Consider the following 16,242-nt stretch of genomic DNA (forward strand, 5'->3'; position numbering starts at 1 on the left):
GGTGAAACCCGCATTTGGCGCTAATTTTCCTGTAGCCAGAGGCGGATACATGTCCAGGATAAAGCAAACCGTTAAGTTTCTGTACATCGCGCATGAGCCGGTTTCGGTCTGGTTCCGCTATGGATTGATCCTGTTTGATGCGGTGTCGATCGTGTTTTTCGTCGCCACGGCGAATATTCCGCATGGCCCGGGGATCACCCTTGCCAGCCTGTGTATCGGGGCCTTGATTCTGCTGGATTTCTCGGCCCGGGTGTGGATTGCGAAAGACCGCTGGAAGCTGTTGCGGCAGATTTACACGATTGCCGATATCGTGGTGATTGCCTCACTCATCCTCGATCCGTTTCTGACCGGCAATCTTGCCTTCCTGCGTATCCTGCGCGCCCTGCGCCTGATCCATTCCTACCATCTGCTCAGGGACCTGCGGCGGGACAGCAGCTTTTTCCGAACGCATGAAGACGCCGTAATCGCAGCAATCAATCTATTGGTGTTTGTCTTTGCAACCTCGACGGCGGTTTTAGTGTTCTTCGTCCCGGAAGACAGCCAAACGCCTTATATCGACGCGTTGTACTTCACGATGGCAACGCTGACGACGACGGGGTTCGGAGACATAACTCTGGCATCCCCGGCGGGTAAGCTGTTTTCCGTCTTCATAATGGTGGTCGGCGTCGCCCTGTTCGTGCGGTTGGCGCAGGCGGTGTTCATGCCGCAAAAGGTGCGTCACAAATGCCCAAGCTGCGGGTTGTACCGGCACGACCCCGACGCGGTGCATTGCAAGCATTGCGGATGCACCTTGCGGATTGAAACGGGCGGGGCGTCCTAAATCTGGGCGCTGATGGCGAGCAGAAAGGCGATCTCGGCTAGTTGCTGCGCGGCGCCGAGGATGTCCCCGGTCTGGCCGCCGATTTTCCTCCGCGCGACCCAGGCAAGTAGGCCAACTGCCACAGCAGCGGCCAGGACGGCTTTCAACGCAAGGATTCCGCAAAGAGCGAAGGTGACCAATACGGCCAATCCCAGTGATACGCCAACCGGTATCGAGCCGGGGATGCCGACCGAATGGCTGAGGCCCGAATTGCGGGCATTCGGCAACGACGCCATCAAAACCGGCATCAGGGCCCGCGAAAACACGCAAGCTGCCAGAACCGCCCAGATTGGTCCGTTTGCCAATACCGCCGTAATGGCGGAAACGCGAAGAAGCTGCGAGATCAGCAGGGCAAGTACGCCATATGTTCCGATATGGCTGTCCTTCATGATCTCAAGCCGGCGTTCGCGCGTGAAACCGCCCCAAAGACCATCGAATGTGTCGGCCAGCCCGTCCTCATGCATCGCGCCGGTTGTTGCGATCAGAACGGCAACCACCAGAACCGCAGCCGCAAAGGGCGATACATAGACACCGGCCAGCCAGCCAATCAGGCAGGCCGGCCCGCCCACGACCAGGCCAACCACCGGAAAAGCCCAGACCGCCTGCGCCTGCCGGGCGAATACACCATCAGGCAACCGGGGCAGGGGCAGGCGGGTCAGCAGGACCAGCGCCAGCGGGATGTCCCACGCGGAAAAGGGTCTGGTGTCGTTTTTATGCACTCCCGCGCCTTTCGGGGTCTTGTCGGTTTGGTTGCTTCGGTTAAACACACAGGACCACTCTGATGCAATGAGGCTTTGGATGCTGCCCGAACTTAATGATTTGAAGACTTTCCGTGACGCGCTGACAACCGCTCCGGGCCCTGATGAAGCTGCGCTGAGCGGGGCGGCGGACCGAAACAGGCAGTTGACCAAACCTCCGGGCGCGTTGGGGCGGCTTGAGGATCTGGCGATCTGGTACGCCGGTTGGCGCGGGGATGCGCGGCCACAGATCACCGCGCCACAGGTCATCGTGTTTGCGGGCAATCATGGCGTTACGGCTCAGGGCGTTTCCGCCTTTCCGCCCGAGGTTACGGTGCAGATGGTGATGAACTTTCAACATAGCGGGGCGGCGATCAACCAACTGGCCAAGGCGGCGGGCGCGAAGATGGACGTGCACGCGCTGGATCTGGACCGGCCGACCGCCGACTTCACTCAGGCCTCGGCGATGAGCGAAGAGGAGTTGCTGGACGCCCTGCGCACAGGCTGGCGGGCCGTCGACCCGCAGTCAGACCTGTTGGTGGTGGGCGAGATGGGCATCGGCAACACGACCCCCGCCGCCGCGATTGCCTGCGCGTTGTTCGGCGGTGAGGCCGCAGACTGGACAGGACGCGGCACCGGCGTCGACGATGCGGGGCTGGCCAACAAGACCCGCGTCGTGGCCGAAGGTGTGGCGCTGCACGGCGGGTCTGACGACGGGCTGGACATCCTGCGCTGCCTTGGCGGGCGCGAGATTGCAGCGATGGCGGGGGCCATTGCCGCTGCGCGTGTCCTGCGCATCCCCGTCATTTTGGATGGATTCATATGCTCGGCGGCGGCGGCCTGCCTTGCGCAGGTATCCGAGAGTGCGCTGGATCACGCCATAGCGGGCCACCAAAGCGCCGAAGGGGCCCATGGTGCGGTTCTGGCCCGGTTGGGCAAGGACCCTCTGCTGAATCTGGGCCTGCGCCTTGGTGAAGGCTCGGGCGGGGCGCTGGCCATCAACATTCTGAAAAGCGCGGTTGCCTGCCATTCGGGCATGGCCACCTTTGCCGAGGCAGGTGTGTCTGACGGCTGATTGCCGACCCTGACCGGAGCAAGTGCGCCGGTCAGGCCGATTTCTTGGCGTGTTCCTCGGCCAGTTCAAGCAGCGCCGTTTCCAGATCTTTTTCCAGCCGCCGTGCGCGGTCGATGTATTTCTTGTTCTCGGCGGTTGGCAGGCCCGGAACCCAAAGCTCGGCCAGTTCGCGAACCGAGGCCCGGTCGTGATGGTAAAAGGTCTGCTCGGCCTGAGCGGCCTCGTATTCGCTGAGCCCTATGTTTTCCAGCACATAGCGGCCAGCCCGCAGTGAACTGTCAAACATCTCGCGCACAATGTCGTTCGCGCCGGCCTGATACAGCTCGTACACATGCGTCCGGTCATGGGCGCGCGCGATGATATGCAGGTCGCGCCGCTGACGCCGCGCATAGCTGACCAGCCGCGTGACTTGTGTCCGATCATCCATGGCGGCCACAAGAACTGACGCCTTTTCAAACCCCGCCGCGCGCAGCAGTTCGGGCCGAGTGGGATCGCCAAGGAACCCTTTGACGCCAAAACGGCGCATCAACTGGATGGTCTCGATATCGTGGTCCAGAACGATTGTCTTGAACCCGCTGGCGCGTACCAGGCGGTTGACGATCTGACCGAACCGCCCGATCCCGGCGATGATCACAGGGCCTTTTTCGTCGATCTCGTCCGGTTCCATTTCCGTGGTCACCTCACCGATTTTGCGCGAAAGCAGATCGAAGAGAATGAACAGCAACGGGGTTATCAGCATCGTCAACGCGATGATCATCAACAGTTTTTGGGCCAGATCCGGCGGGATAACATTCTGTTGTCTGGAAAACGCCAAAAGTACGAAACCGAACTCACCCGCTTGTGCCAGCCCGAGTGTGAACAGCCAGTGATCGCGCCCGCGCAGCTTGAATGCTTTGCCGACCAGAAACAGGATGATCCCCTTGGCCAGTATGACCAGCAGCGCCAGCCCGATCAGGTCAAACGGGTCATTGAAGAAATACGCGACGTTGATCCCGGCCCCGACGGTGATGAAAAACAGCCCCAGGAACAGCCCTTTGAAGGGTTCAAGGTCACTTTCCATCTCATGCCTGAATTCCGAGTTCGCCAGAACGACACCGGCCAGAAACGCACCCAGCGCGGGCGACAGCCCCACCAGCGTCATCAGGAATGAGATGCCGACGACGATCATCAGGGCCAGCGCCGTGTACATCTCGCGCAGGCGGGTCGAGTGAATGAACCTGAACAATGGCCGGGTCAGGTAGATACCTGCCAGAATGACAAATGCCACCGCAGCAAGGGTTATCAGTGTCACCGCCCAGCCCGGCAACCCTTCGACCAGGGACAGGCTGTGATGGGCCGCGCCGTGATGATCGTCACCGGCACCACGGTCGATTGACCCATCCGCCAGAATATGCGGCATCGCAGGCAGCGCGAGCAACGGCAGGAACGCCAATATCGGAATGACCGCTATGTCCTGCGTCAACAGGACCGAGAAGGTCGCGCGCCCGCCATTGGTCTGCATCAGCCCCTTTTCAGACAGCGTTTGCAGCACGATCGCGGTCGAGGACAGCGATAACGTCAGCCCGACCGCCAACGCGACGGACCACGGGTGGTTGGCATACATCGCCACGCCGGCGATGACGGCAGTGGACAGGGCGACCTGCAGACCGCCAAGGCCCAGCAACCTGTCGCGCATGTCCCACAAGGCGCGCGGCTCAAGCTCCAGTCCGATCAGGAACAGCATCATCACGACGCCAAACTCGGCAACGTGCTGCAATTCCTCGGTTTCGGCACCCACCAGCCCCAGAACCGGCCCGATGATGATACCGGCAGCCAGATATCCCAGAACCGACCCCAGCCCCAGACGCGCCGAAAGGGGTACGGCGATCACGGCGGCGGCCAGATAGATCGAAGCCTGATAAAGGAACTCGTCCATATTTTTCCTCTTGCACCGGTCAGGTTGGCAGGGGGGCGTCTCGTTTTAGCTGGTCCATCACGATCTGGCTCTGGACCCGTGCAACGGCAGGATGCGGCAGGATCACCTGATGAAGCAAGCTGTTGAGGGCGGAAAGATCATCGCAATAGACATGCAGCAGGTAATCTGCCTCTCCGGTCATCGTCCAGGCGCTGGTGATTTCCGGGCGGGTATCGACCATGCGGGCGAAACTGGCCGATTGCTCGGGGCCGTGGGTGCCCAGATGGACCTGAATGAACCCCTGCACGTGCAGCCCCAGTTTCAACGGATCAAGCCGCGCGGCATAGCCGGTGATGTAGCCTTCGGCCTCAAGCCTTTGCCGCCGTCGCCCGGCCTGACTGGGTGACAGGTTCAGCATCTCACCCAACTGATGCGCCGTCAGGTGGGCATCCTTCTGCAAGGCGGAAAGAAGATGCGTGTCTGTGGCGTCAAGCATATGCGGCGTATTCCCGTATTTCTAATTATGTGTGCGAGATTTGCGCGTCTGAACATAGTTTACAGGAAAACAATGCGCAGAAAAAGCGTGGGATAAGGCGTAATTTAGAATCAGCAAAGAATTTCCTGTTTGAAAGGAGGCACCCATGGGCCCTTTCCCGCATAATGCACCGAAATCTGTCATCAGTGACGAAAACCCCGCCGGAACGGACGGCTTTGAATTTGTCGAGTTCGCACATCCCGAACCGCAGGAACTGCGCGACCTGTTCGCCAAGATGGGGTTCGAACTGGTGGCGCATCACAAACAGAATCCTGCTGTCGAACTTTGGCAGCAGGGCGATGTCACCTATATCCTGAACGCCAACCCGGACAGCTTCGCCGACAAGTTCGTGGCCGAACACGGCCCCTGCGCCCCGTCGATGGGATGGCGTGTCGTCGATGCGCAAAAGGCTTATGAGCATGCCGTGTCGAAAGGGGCCGAGCCCTATGACGCGGTCGATAAAACAATGGACGTTCCTGCAATCAAGGGTATCGGTGGATCGCTGATCTATTTCATCGATCAGTACTACGACACGTCGCCCTATAATCACGAGTTCAACTGGATCAAACAGTCCAAACCACGGGGTGAGGGGTTCTATTACCTCGATCACCTGACCCACAATGTCTACAAGGGCAACATGGACAAATGGTTCGGGTTTTACGGCGACCTGTTCAACTTCCGTGAAATCCGCTTTTTCGACATTCAGGGCAAGTTCACCGGGCTTTTCAGCCGCGCGCTGACCTCGCCCTGCGGTCGCATTCGCATTCCGATCAACGAAGATCGCGGTGAGACAGGCCAGATTGTGTCCTACCTGAAGAAGTACAAGGGTGAAGGCATCCAGCACATCGCGGTCGGAAGCGAGGATATCTATGCCTCGACCGACGCGATTGCCGAAAAGGGCCTGAAATTCATGCCGGGGCCCAATCAGGCCTATTACGACATGTCCACGACGCGCGTGACCGACCATGAAGAGCCGCTGGACCGGATGATGAAGCACGGCATCCTGATCGACGGCGAAGGCGTCGTGGATGGCGGCGAGACACGGATTCTGCTGCAGATTTTCTCGAAAACCGTAATTGGCCCTATCTTCTTCGAGTTCATTCAGCGCAAAGGCGATGATGGGTTCGGCGAGGGGAACTTTCAGGCCCTGTTTGAATCCATCGAACGGGAACAGATCGAATCCGGCGAGATTTCGGCGGCCTGAAATTGTTACTTCAGCGCGCAGACCAGTTCTGCGCGCCTTTTTTTGTTGGGCACGAAATGCTCAGCTACGCGGCATGGACAGGGTCAGGTTGCGGCCCTTTTTCTGATACCGCAATTCGCTGTCGCTGATGGCGATGACCTTGCCGCCATCCAGACGATCCCCGATTTTCAGCTTTTTGTACCGCCCGCTGGGCAGGCGCACCAATGCGCGCCGGTTGGCCGGGGTGCCGTAGACGCCGATCAGGTTCAGCCTGCGCAGGTTAAGCGCGTTGTCGATTGTCGCCTGACGGGCAACGGACGCAGCAGACGGTATCTTGGGCGCCACCGCTCTGGCTTGGAACGATCCGGCCTCGTCCGAGCTTTGGTTGACTGCCGCCGTCGAGCCCAGATTGGCCGTGTTTGCGCTGGCCGGTGCAGCCGCCGCCACGACACGGGCCGGGCGGAGTTTGGGGCGCGGGACCCGGACAACAGCCAAGGCCGTGGGGGTTTCATCCACCTGCTGCTTAACCTGCAGCGACTCAGGGCGCAGTTTGGGGCGCACACCTGCGAGTTCTTCCAGCGAGCGACCGCCCAGTTGCTGGCGTTCGAACTGCTCAATCAGATCGCCGGGACGACCCTTCGGGCGCAGACCTGCCAATCGCTGATCAGCCTCGTCGATCACCGGTTCTTCCTCGAACCGAACGGGCGGTTCCGGCGGCACCGAGGAGGGGCGACCTGCATAAACCATGACGCCATCGGGGTTCAGGGTGCCTTCGGAGGTTGGCGGCACCAGCCCGCGTTCATCCAGATCAAAATCTCCGTCTGCGGATTGAGGCAGAGCGATCTGAACAAACGGTAAATCCGTGTCAAAGCTTTCGACCGGGGGCAGGGCAATGGCGTCACTCGACAGGTCTGGTTTGTTGACCGAGGCCAGATAGTAATCGTCATCCTCTACCGGAACCGGCAACTCCAAGGCGGCTGGAGGCGTGATGTTCACCGCAGTCGCCGGGGCGAATTCCGTCTGAGGGTCCGTCTGGACCGACTCCACCGGCGTCGGAGGAATTTTCAAGGCCTCCAGAATCGCCGCGTCGGTTGAGGAGAGTTCCGGTTGCTCCTCAGGCTCCGGCAAAGATGCGGTTTCTGTGCCGGTTTCATCCGGCTGTTCGGGCACGGCAGGCTGAGGTTCGGAATTGTCTGCGATATCAGTTTGTTCTGTGTCTGTCTTAACCTCTGGCTGCACCACTTCAACGGGGGCCGAGGCGACCTCGGTTTCTTCGTCGTCAGACGCAAACAACGTCCAGACCGACAGCAAAACCCCGGCCAGTATTGCCGCCGCAATTGCGGGTAAAACCAAGCGTCCGGCCTTGGGTTCCGCCGCCGCAAAAACCGTTTGAAACGGTGCGCTGGACGGTTCTACCGAGCGGAACGTGTCAGGGTCCGCGCTTTCGGCAATGGCGTGAACGGGCGGTTCGGGTTCGGCAGGTGGCGGAGCAACTTCCGGTTCTGCAGGTTCAAGCGGTTCCTCTTCTGAGGTGGTTTCGACCTCGTGAGGGGACTCTTTCTCTGGCGTCGTATCAAGCTCGGCAAGCGGCTCGTCCTCGGGCGTCGTTTCAACCGCGACAGGCGGCTCATCCTCTGGCGTCGCTTCGATCACGTGCGGGGGGCCATCTGAGCCAAAACAGGGCTCTTGCGGGAAGTCCTCTTGACCCGGATCAGCGCTGAACAGGACCGGGATGAACCCGTGCTCGGCAGCAAAGGTTTGCGCCTCATCCAGTGTCTGGCGCGCTACTGCCGCGATGTGGATCGTGGTGCCTTCGGTCGCGGTGTCAAAGGACAGTTCCGACAGGTCGTAGGGCGTGGCCGAGGCCAGCGCGTCATAGACTTTTTGCTCGCTTTCCTCGGGGCTTAACCCATTTGTTTCAACCGACAAGTAGCGTATTTGATCCTCGGGGATCACGACCTTGCAACTCAGGTCATTTTCCAGCGCAAAAGCCTGATCGCGCAAGCTGCGAATCCGGTCCGACAGGTCGGGCGCGTCCAGCGGGACTGTGCCGATCTGATACCAATCGTCATCCGATTGGTGGTGCAGCGATATTCCGGCAGAAGAAAATGACAGCGCAAAGGCAGGTTTCATAATCCGGAGGAACCATAATTGTCAGCATCAATGCAAACGGCATTGCGTTCGCAGACCGACAATAAAGCAGGAACCCGCCGAGGGAAAGAAAAAGCCAATCTTCCCCCTTGTTCCACATACCCCCGCAAACCCATGTTGAGGCAGAACAACTCGGAGAGAGAACCTTGAAGACACTCGCTTTTCTGGCCGCAATGATGGCCGCGACCACCGCCGGGATGGCCCATGCGGAAGAACGTCGCATCACCGTTGATGCCACCGGAACCGTAGAGATTGCGCCCGATATGGCAACAATCACCCTGGGCGTCACCAACGAAAACGCTGAGGCATCTCAGGCCATGCAGGCTACATCTGACGCCGTCAGCCAGGTGCTGGCGCGGCTGCAGGAGATGGGCGTCGAAGAGCGCGATATCCAAACCCGCGACCTGTCCCTGTCGCCGATCTGGTCAGGTCGCAACAGCCAGACCGGAGAGCAGCCCGAGATCACCGGTTTTGCTGCCTCGAACCGCGTGTTCGTGCGGGTGCGCGATCTGGACAAGCTGGGGCAGATCATGGATGCGGTCATTCAGGACGGCGCGAATAATTTTGGCGGTCTGACCTTTGGCGTACAGGACCCCAAACCGCTCGAGGCGCAGGCCCGCGCAAAAGCAGTGGGCGAGGCCACGGCCAAGGCCGAGCAACTGGCGCAGGCCGCCGGGATCACTCTTGGGCCGGTCCAGTCGATTTCCGAACATTCGGGCGGGGTTCGCCCGATGCTCGAGATGCGCGCGATGAGCATGGCCGATTCCGGTGGCGTTCCGGTCGCGGGGGGCGAGGTTTCGGTATCCGTCAGCGTCTCGATGGAGTTCGGAATTTCCGAATAATCCTAACCCTTTGCACGGGCCATCAGCGGTTGGCGCTGTTGGCCCGTTTCGTCGAAGTTGTCCGGGGACAGCCAGGTTTCGAACGCCTCGCGAATACGCGGCCAGTCGCTGTCGATGATGGCGTACCACGCCGTATCCCGATTACGCCCCTTATAGTGGGTTGCCTGCCGGAAAATTCCTTCGAAGGTAAAGCCCAGCCGCTCCGCCGCGCTGCACGAAGGCGCATTCAGGGCGTCGCATTTCCACTCGTAGCGGCGATAGCCCAACTCATCGAAAACCCGCCGCATCATCAGATACATCACCTCGGTCGATTGCGGCTTGCGCTGCAACAGGGGTGAGAAGTGGATATGACCAACCTCGATCGCGCCCGCGACGGGTTCGATCCGCAGGTATGAGGCCATGCCGACCGGCACCTCATCCGCATCCAGCACCGTATGAAACATCGGGTCGGCATCCATGCAATTGGCGCGCGCCCAGTCCTCGAATGCGGGTTCCGCGTCGAAGGGGCCGTAGGGCAGGTAGGTCCAGTTACGCCCATCGGTGTCGTTGGCAAACGCCCGGAACAACCCGGGCGCATGGCGGTTCACGTCCAAAGGCACGACCGAGCAATACTGCCCCTGCATCGGCGTATAAGGCGGCGCAGGGCGGGGAAACTCGCCCTGAACCGGCAGGCCGATGGGCTGGCCCAGCTCGTTTGTGTCGTGCTGTGTCATCGTCAGGCGCTGGCTTTGCTGAGCGCCTGATCCAAGTCGGCGATCAGGTCGTCGGCGTCCTCGATCCCGATGGACAAGCGAACCACGTTGGGGCTGGCGCCTGCGGCCTCTTGCTGTTCGGGTGTCAGCTGCCGGTGGGTCGTGGATGCCGAGTGGATGATCAGTGATCGCGCGTCGCCCAGATTGGCTACATGGCTGAAGATTTCCAAAGCGTTGACCAGCTTGATGCAGGCGTCATAACCACCCTTGACCGCAAAGGTGAACAGCGCGCCCGCGCCGCGCGGGTACTGTGCCTTGACCCTGTCGTGGTAAGGCGATGAGGGCAGACCCGCATAGGTCACGTATTCCACACGGTCGTCAGCCTCGAGCCAGGCGGCGATCTTCTGGGCGTTCTCGACATGCCGCTCCATCCGCAGCGACAGGGTTTCGATCCCCAACAGCGTGTAATGCGCTGCCTGCGGGTTCATCGTCATGCCGAGGTCGCGCAGGCCGATGGCGATGCTGTGGAAGGTGAAGGCCAGCGGGCCGAATGTCTCGTGGAATTTCAGGCCGTGATAGGCGGGTTCCGGTTCGCTGAGCGAGGGGAACTTGCCATTCGCCGACCAGTCGAACTTGCCCGAATCCACGATGCAGCCACCGGTGACAGTGCCGTTGCCGGTCAGGTACTTGGTGGTCGAATGCACCACCAGCGTTGCGCCATGTTCGATCGGGCGGCACAGGTATGGCGTGGCCGAGGTGTTATCGACGATCAGCGGAACGCCCGCGCCATCGGCCACATCCGCCAAAGCGCGGATATCGGTCACATAGCCGCCGGGGTTGGCGATGGATTCACAGAACACCGCGCGGGTGTTTTCGTCGATGGCGGCTTTGACAGCGTCCAGATCGTCGGTGTCCACGAACTTGGCCGACCAGCCAAAGCGCTTGATGGTCTGGCTGAACTGCGTGACCGTGCCGCCATATAGACGTGTCGAGGCGATCACGTTGCAGCCCGGCCCCATCAGCGGGAACAGCGCCATGATCTGCGCTGCATGGCCCGAGGAACAGCAAACCGCGCCAACGCCACCTTCCAGCGTGGCAACACGTTCCTGCAGAACGGCCACCGTAGGGTTGGTCAGGCGGGAATAGATGAACCCAACCTCTTGCAGGTTGAACAGGGCTGCCGCGTGGTCCGCATCGCGGAACACATAGGCCGTTGTCTGGTAAATCGGTGTCTGGCGCGCACCGGTCGCCGGGTCGGGGCGGGCGCCTGCATGAATTTGCAGCGTGTCAAAACCATAGGTGGGGCCGTCAGACATCTTGAAAATCTCCTGTTGGAATTTGTCTTTAGTGACTGTCTAGGCGATTGCCCGTGTCCGCACAACGATCCTGTCAGCGCATCCACAACCCGTTGCGCTTGATCGTATTGCGAATGACCTGCTCGCGCTGGGGCAGGTTGTCCTGATCGAACAGATTGCGGATTTTCGCGCCCTTGCCCTGAATGACCAGTTTTTTCAGCGGGTCGTAGTTTTTCAGGACTTTCTTGACCTTGTTGGGCGTGGCGACGGTTTCCAGAACCTTGATCACATGATCGCTTTCGCGGGCGTAAAGCAGGGGAAACAGCCGGTAGTGGCAGCTGACGGTGCCATCCAGCAGCCCGTCGGGCAGAGCATCCCGCCCGCCCCCGAAAGAGTGGATCACCAGCGGAAGCGCAACCTGATCCAGCCAGGGGTCGAGGTTTTGTCCTGTCAGTTCCGGAATGTCTTCGTCGCGGATGGCGCGGGCGTATTCAAGGAAACGCTCACCGAACAGACGGGGGCATTTGTAGAAGAAATAGCCTGCGTTGAAGTACAAATACCGCCGCCAGTAGTCTTGCGGCTGTCCGGCATCCAGCGAGCTTTCGAAATCCAGCCCAAAGCGCTGGTAAAGCGCGCGCCAGATCCCTTCATAGCCCGGACCGTAAAGCGTGGGTCTGGGCCATGTCCCTTCAACCCGCAGCGACGCGCCGGGGCGGTTGAAATCAAACGGGACGCTGTTCAGGTCTCCGGTGATCAGCGTGTCGGTGTCGAAGAAGACAAAGGGCTCACCCTCGGGCAGGGCAAGCAGGGCCTCGATCTTGTTGCCGTTGGGATAGCTGTCGCCGAACACATGCGTGTCGAATGGCAGGATCTCGGCTCCCAACTGTCTCAGCGCCTTCAACACATCCTCATCCTGGATGCTGGGGTTCTGCTGCCAGCGCGGGCCGGGGTTCGGCGTTGCGACAAACAGCTTCCCGTCGAAATCCGGCGAAGAATGGCGCAGCGAGGCGGCGAACAGAACCGCCTCATACTGCAGGCGGTTGTTTTGCCCGACGATGACGACGTTGAATTTCTGCGAAGGTGCCTGCATTTTGCCTGTCCCTGTGGGCGTCTTTATCTTGCGCTCTTAGTTCGGGATTACAGGAAGCCGCGTAGGGCGTCAAAAGCCTGTCTTTTGAATCTGAAGGGGCAGGGCAGACAGGACACAGCGGCATTTGCATCAAAATCGGGCAAAACCGACTGGGAATGCACGTGATCGGGTCGGATTCCTCATTTTTTGACCAATTGGCAAATTTTACCAATTGATAAAAATTTCAGATGTGGCAAGCTGGAGCCATAACAAACATATCTACAGGGAGTAGAGTGATGGCACAGGGCCAGATGGCACCCGGGATCGTTTCCGGGCGGCTTTCCAGCGATGAGCTGACCTCGAATTTCACCGATCTGCATCCGCCACTGGCCCCGCATGAGGCCGCCGTGGCCGCCGATCGCTGCTATTTCTGCTATGACGCGCCATGCGTGACGGCCTGTCCGACGGATATCGATATTCCGCTGTTCATTCGCCAGATACAGGCCGGGCAGCCGCAATCGGCAGGGCGCACGATCCTTGAACAGAACATTCTGGGCGGCATGTGCGCCCGCGTATGTCCGACCGAGACACTGTGTGAAGAGGCCTGCGTGCGCGAAGCGGCCGAGGGCAAACCGGTTGAGATCGGACGCCTGCAACGCTTTGCAACCGACGACATCATGGCTTCCGGCGCGCATCCGTTCAGCCGCGCGACGTCGACCGGCAAGACCGTGGCGGTGGTTGGGGCGGGGCCTGCGGGGCTGGCCTGCGCGCACCGTTTGGCGATGCTGGGCCATGACGTGGTGATCCACGAAAGCAGGCCCAAGCCGGGCGGTCTGAACGAATACGGGATCGCCGCCTATAAGTCGACCAACGACTTTGCGCAGGCCGAGGTGGACTGGCTTCTCAAGATCGGCGGCATCGCGGTTGAGACCGGATCGATGCTGGGCGAAACCATCTCGCTGGACGGCCTCTTGGAAAATTACGATGCGGTCTTCCTGTCGATCGGTCTGGCCGGTGTGAACGCACTGCGCGCAGGTGGTGTCGACAAGGATGGTGTGCGTCCTGCGGTCGATTTCATCTCGGACGTGCGGCAGGCCAGTGATCTTGCCGATCTGCCGGTCGGTCGGAATGTGGTTGTCATTGGCGGCGGCATGACAGCGGTGGATGCGGCTGTGAAGTCCAAGCTGCTGGGGGCCGAGCATGTGACCATCGCCTATCGCCGGGATCGTGACGCGATGGGGGCCAGCCGGTATGAACAGGATCTTGCAGCGTCGCACGGGGTTCGGATCATGACCAACGTGCAACCCGTGGCCGTTCACGGAAACGGCGCTGCGGCAGAGATCGAGTTGGAATACACTTCCAGCCGGGATGGGCAACTGACAGGCACCGGAGAAATGATCCGCCTGCCTGCGGATCAGGTGCTCAAGGCCATCGGCCAGACACTGGATGGCGCGCCCGAGGGGTTGACGCTGGACGGCAACAAGATCGCTGTCACCGGGGCAGGCCGAACCTCGATGACAGGTGTTTGGGCGGGCGGAGACTGCGCTGCCGGTGGCGAGGACTTGACCGTGACTGCCGTGGCCGAAGGCCGGGACGCGGCAATGGACATCCACGCAGCACTGGTTTCGTGATAGGGTGGGGTATTCACCCCATTCCTTTCGCTGCCGAGGTTTTCTCATGTCCCAGATCGAACAAGCTGTTGCACAACACTACACGACCGGCGCTTTGACCGAACGCGTCCGCGCGGCGCTTGAGGCAAGCGGGATCGACCCGGATGCGGCCACCGTCGCCGATCTGAAGGCCGGGGATGAGTTCCACACGGGCGGCGTTCTGGCGACCGACAACCTGTTCGCGCAACTGTCGCCGACCCATGCGACACGGGTGCTGGATGTCGGGTGCGGGATAGGCGGCACCTCGCGTTACATCGTGGACCGGTTTGACTCGACGGTGACGGGGGTCGATCTGACGCCGGAATTTGTCGAGACAGCGACCGCGCTCAGCGATCTGGTTGGTCATTCCGGGAAGACCAGCTTTCATGTCGGCAGCGCCTTGGACATGCCGGTACCGGATGCCGGGTTTGACCTTGCGGTCATGTTGCATGTGGGCATGAACATCGAAGACAAGGCCGGGCTGTTTGCCGAAGTCTCGCGCGCCTTGGCCACAGGCGGGACCTTTGCCCTGTTCGATGTCATGGGCGGAGAGGCTGCCGAACCATTGGCTTTCCCCCTGCCGTGGTCGACCTTGGCCGAAACGTCCTTTGTGGATGCGCCGCAGGTTTACAAGGATGCGGCGGCGGCGGCGGGTCTGGACCTGACCACCGAAACGGACCGCACCCAGTTTGCGCTGGAGTTTTTCGAGGAAGTCTTTGCCAAGATCGCCGAAACCGGCCCGGCCCCGCTGGGCATCCATCTGATGATGGGCGAGACGGCCCCTGAGAAGTTCCAAAACTACGTCGAAAACCTCAAGGCCGGGCGCATTCGCCCGACAGAAATGATATTCAGAAAAACCGGCTGAGGAGCCGGGAAGGAGTACCCATGGCTGACCTGACGACTGACTTTCTGGGAATTTCCAGCCCCAATCCCTATTGGCTGGCATCCGCACCCCCGACCGACAAGGAATACAACGTGCGCCGCGCGTTCGAGGCCGGGTGGGGCGGTGTCGTCTGGAAAACGCTGGGGGCCGAGGGTCCGCCGGTCGTCAACGTCAATGGCCCGCGTTACGGCGCAATTTACGGCGCGGATCGGCGGCTGTTGGGCCTCAACAACATCGAACTGATCACAGACCGGCCATTGGAGGTGAACCTTGAAGAAATGGCGCGGGTCAAGGCCGACTACCCGGATCGCGCGCTGATCGCGTCGCTCATGGTTCCGTGCGAGGAGGAGGCGTGGAAAGCCATCCTGCCCCGCGTGGCCGAAACCGGCGCGGACGGGATCGAACTGAACTTCGGCTGCCCCCACGGGATGAGCGAGCGGGGCATGGGCTCTGCCGTGGGTCAGGTGCCGGAATATATCGAGATGGTCACGCGCTGGTGCAAGAAACACTATGACCGTCCGGTGATCGTCAAGCTGACGCCGAACATCACCGATATCCGCAAACCCGCCGAGGCCGCGCGGAATGGCGGTGCCGATGCGGTGTCGCTGATCAACACGATCAACTCGATCACCAGCGTCGATCTGGACACGTTCAGCCCCGAACCCTCGATCGACGGCAAGGGTAGCCACGGCGGCTATTGCGGCCCGGCGGTAAAGCCGATTGCACTGTCGATGGTGTCCGAAATCGCTCGGGCCGAGGCGACGCACGGCTTGCCGATCTCGGGCATCGGCGGCGTTACGACCTGGCGCGATGCGGCAGAGTTCATGTCGCTCGGCTGTGGCACGGTGCAGGTCTGCACGGCGGCGATGACCTATGGTTTCAAGATCATTGATGAACTGACCGCTGGTCTGTCCGAGTGGATGGACGAAAAGGGCTATTCGAACGTCTCGGAAATTGTCGGGCGGGCGGTCCCGAACGTGACCGACTGGCAATATCTGAACCTGAACTATGTCGCCAAGGCCAAGATCGACCAGGATCAGTGTATCAAATGCGGTCGATGCTATGCGGCGTGTGAAGACACCAGCCATCAGGCGATTTCCATGTCACCCGACCGGGTGTTCGAGGTGATTGATGAGGAATGCGTCGCGTGTAACCTCTGCGTTGATGTCTGCCCAGTCGAAGGGTGCATTTCGATGGTGCCAATGGCCGCTGGTGAGGTCGATCCGCGCACCGGTAATGTTGTGCAGGAAGAATACGCCAACTGGACGACGCACCCGAACAACCCGATGGCAAAGGCCGCCGAGTAGGGGAAACGGGCATATCGGCAACCCGCGTTCGGCGTTAAGCTGCCGCTGACGGACATGATCAAAGGAGAGCG

14 protein-coding genes are annotated in these 16,242 nt (G+C 60.6%); 7 read left to right on the forward strand and 7 right to left on the reverse strand.

Annotation, left to right across the window (positions count from 1 at the left end):
• Positions 1–49 precede the first annotated feature (49 nt).
• Complete coding sequence (locus ACR0EZ_RS01985; protein WP_480610222.1) at positions 50–820, forward strand: potassium channel family protein; 771 nt, start codon at positions 50–52, stop codon at positions 818–820.
• On the opposite strand, the gene cobS is transcribed toward ACR0EZ_RS01985, so the two are convergent.
• Positions 817–1,578: an adenosylcobinamide-GDP ribazoletransferase gene (gene cobS / locus ACR0EZ_RS01990; protein WP_480610224.1), complete on the reverse strand. Its 762-nt coding sequence runs from the start codon at positions 1,576–1,578 to the stop codon at positions 817–819. The two genes, ACR0EZ_RS01985 and cobS, sit on opposite strands and share 4 nt — an antisense overlap.
• A gap of 79 nt (positions 1,579–1,657) precedes the next feature.
• Here cobS and cobT point away from each other — a divergent pair, with 79 nt between their 5' ends.
• Complete coding sequence (gene cobT / locus ACR0EZ_RS01995; protein ID WP_480610226.1) at positions 1,658–2,671, forward strand: nicotinate-nucleotide--dimethylbenzimidazole phosphoribosyltransferase; 1,014 nt, start codon at positions 1,658–1,660, stop codon at positions 2,669–2,671.
• 31 nt (positions 2,672–2,702) lie between these two features.
• Here cobT and ACR0EZ_RS02000 read toward each other — a convergent pair whose 3' ends face one another.
• Complete coding sequence (locus tag ACR0EZ_RS02000) at positions 2,703–4,586, reverse strand: monovalent cation:proton antiporter-2 (CPA2) family protein (RefSeq protein ID WP_480610228.1); 1,884 nt, start codon at positions 4,584–4,586, stop codon at positions 2,703–2,705.
• A gap of 19 nt (positions 4,587–4,605) precedes the next feature.
• Positions 4,606–5,061, reverse strand: coding sequence for an Lrp/AsnC family transcriptional regulator (locus ACR0EZ_RS02005; protein WP_480610229.1), 456 nt, complete (start codon positions 5,059–5,061; stop codon positions 4,606–4,608).
• A 145-nt stretch (positions 5,062–5,206) separates the two neighbouring features.
• Between ACR0EZ_RS02005 and hppD the strand changes: the two genes are divergently transcribed.
• Positions 5,207–6,304: a 4-hydroxyphenylpyruvate dioxygenase gene (gene hppD, locus ACR0EZ_RS02010; RefSeq protein WP_480610231.1), complete on the forward strand. Its 1,098-nt coding sequence runs from the start codon at positions 5,207–5,209 to the stop codon at positions 6,302–6,304.
• A 60-nt stretch (positions 6,305–6,364) separates the two neighbouring features.
• On the opposite strand, the gene ACR0EZ_RS02015 is transcribed toward hppD, so the two are convergent.
• Positions 6,365–8,416 (reverse strand): hypothetical protein, encoded by a 2,052-nt coding sequence (locus ACR0EZ_RS02015; RefSeq protein ID WP_480610233.1) that lies wholly within the window; start codon positions 8,414–8,416, stop codon positions 6,365–6,367.
• 164 nt (positions 8,417–8,580) lie between these two features.
• On the opposite strand from ACR0EZ_RS02015, the gene ACR0EZ_RS02020 reads away from it, so the two are divergent.
• Positions 8,581–9,276: an SIMPL domain-containing protein gene (locus ACR0EZ_RS02020; RefSeq protein ID WP_480610235.1), complete on the forward strand. Its 696-nt coding sequence runs from the start codon at positions 8,581–8,583 to the stop codon at positions 9,274–9,276.
• Between the two features lie 2 nt (positions 9,277–9,278).
• On the opposite strand, the gene ACR0EZ_RS02025 is transcribed toward ACR0EZ_RS02020, so the two are convergent.
• The 3 genes from ACR0EZ_RS02025 to ACR0EZ_RS02035 form a co-directional block, all read right to left on the reverse strand.
• Positions 9,279–9,989: a GNAT family N-acetyltransferase gene (locus tag ACR0EZ_RS02025; RefSeq protein WP_480610236.1), complete on the reverse strand. Its 711-nt coding sequence runs from the start codon at positions 9,987–9,989 to the stop codon at positions 9,279–9,281.
• Between the two features lie 2 nt (positions 9,990–9,991).
• The gene (locus tag ACR0EZ_RS02030) at positions 9,992–11,284 is read right to left on the reverse strand and encodes an O-acetylhomoserine aminocarboxypropyltransferase/cysteine synthase family protein (RefSeq protein ID WP_480610238.1); all 1,293 of its coding nucleotides are present in this window, start codon (positions 11,282–11,284) and stop codon (positions 9,992–9,994) included.
• 73 nt (positions 11,285–11,357) lie between these two features.
• Positions 11,358–12,353, reverse strand: a complete 996-nt coding sequence (locus ACR0EZ_RS02035; RefSeq protein ID WP_480610240.1) for a hypothetical protein — start codon at positions 12,351–12,353, stop codon at positions 11,358–11,360.
• A 275-nt stretch (positions 12,354–12,628) separates the two neighbouring features.
• On the opposite strand from ACR0EZ_RS02035, the gene ACR0EZ_RS02040 reads away from it, so the two are divergent.
• From ACR0EZ_RS02040 to preA, 3 genes are read left to right on the forward strand one after another with little or no spacing between them, the layout of a single operon-like run.
• The gene (locus tag ACR0EZ_RS02040; protein ID WP_480610241.1) at positions 12,629–13,963 is read left to right on the forward strand and encodes an NAD(P)-dependent oxidoreductase; all 1,335 of its coding nucleotides are present in this window, start codon (positions 12,629–12,631) and stop codon (positions 13,961–13,963) included.
• 46 nt (positions 13,964–14,009) lie between these two features.
• Positions 14,010–14,846, forward strand: a complete 837-nt coding sequence (locus tag ACR0EZ_RS02045) for a methyltransferase domain-containing protein (RefSeq protein WP_480610243.1) — start codon at positions 14,010–14,012, stop codon at positions 14,844–14,846.
• Between the two features lie 20 nt (positions 14,847–14,866).
• Positions 14,867–16,171, forward strand: a complete 1,305-nt coding sequence (preA, locus tag ACR0EZ_RS02050) for an NAD-dependent dihydropyrimidine dehydrogenase subunit PreA (protein WP_480610245.1) — start codon at positions 14,867–14,869, stop codon at positions 16,169–16,171.
• Positions 16,172–16,242 lie beyond the last annotated feature (71 nt).

It is taken from the genome of Ruegeria sp. AK4 (genome assembly GCF_056541025.1).

Bases quoted from the DNA above. Each gene is read 5' to 3' on its own strand.
- ACR0EZ_RS01985 (WP_480610222.1), top strand. From the start codon at position 50: ATGTCCAGGATAAAGCAAACCGTTAAGTTTCTGTACATCGCGCATGAG.
- cobT (WP_480610226.1), top strand. From the start codon at position 1,658: ATGCTGCCCGAACTTAATGATTTGAAGACTTTCCGTGACGCGCTGACA.
- ACR0EZ_RS02000 (WP_480610228.1), bottom strand. From the start codon at position 4,586: ATGGACGAGTTCCTTTATCAGGCTTCGATCTATCTGGCCGCCGCCGTG.
- ACR0EZ_RS02005 (WP_480610229.1), bottom strand. From the start codon at position 5,061: ATGCTTGACGCCACAGACACGCATCTTCTTTCCGCCTTGCAGAAGGAT.
- hppD (WP_480610231.1), top strand. From the start codon at position 5,207: ATGGGCCCTTTCCCGCATAATGCACCGAAATCTGTCATCAGTGACGAA.
- ACR0EZ_RS02015 (WP_480610233.1), bottom strand. From the start codon at position 8,416: ATGAAACCTGCCTTTGCGCTGTCATTTTCTTCTGCCGGAATATCGCTG.
- ACR0EZ_RS02025 (WP_480610236.1), bottom strand. From the start codon at position 9,989: ATGACACAGCACGACACAAACGAGCTGGGCCAGCCCATCGGCCTGCCG.
- ACR0EZ_RS02030 (WP_480610238.1), bottom strand. From the start codon at position 11,284: ATGTCTGACGGCCCCACCTATGGTTTTGACACGCTGCAAATTCATGCA.
- ACR0EZ_RS02035 (WP_480610240.1), bottom strand. From the start codon at position 12,353: ATGCAGGCACCTTCGCAGAAATTCAACGTCGTCATCGTCGGGCAAAAC.
- ACR0EZ_RS02040 (WP_480610241.1), top strand. From the start codon at position 12,629: ATGGCACAGGGCCAGATGGCACCCGGGATCGTTTCCGGGCGGCTTTCC.
- ACR0EZ_RS02045 (WP_480610243.1), top strand. From the start codon at position 14,010: ATGTCCCAGATCGAACAAGCTGTTGCACAACACTACACGACCGGCGCT.
- preA (WP_480610245.1), top strand. From the start codon at position 14,867: ATGGCTGACCTGACGACTGACTTTCTGGGAATTTCCAGCCCCAATCCC.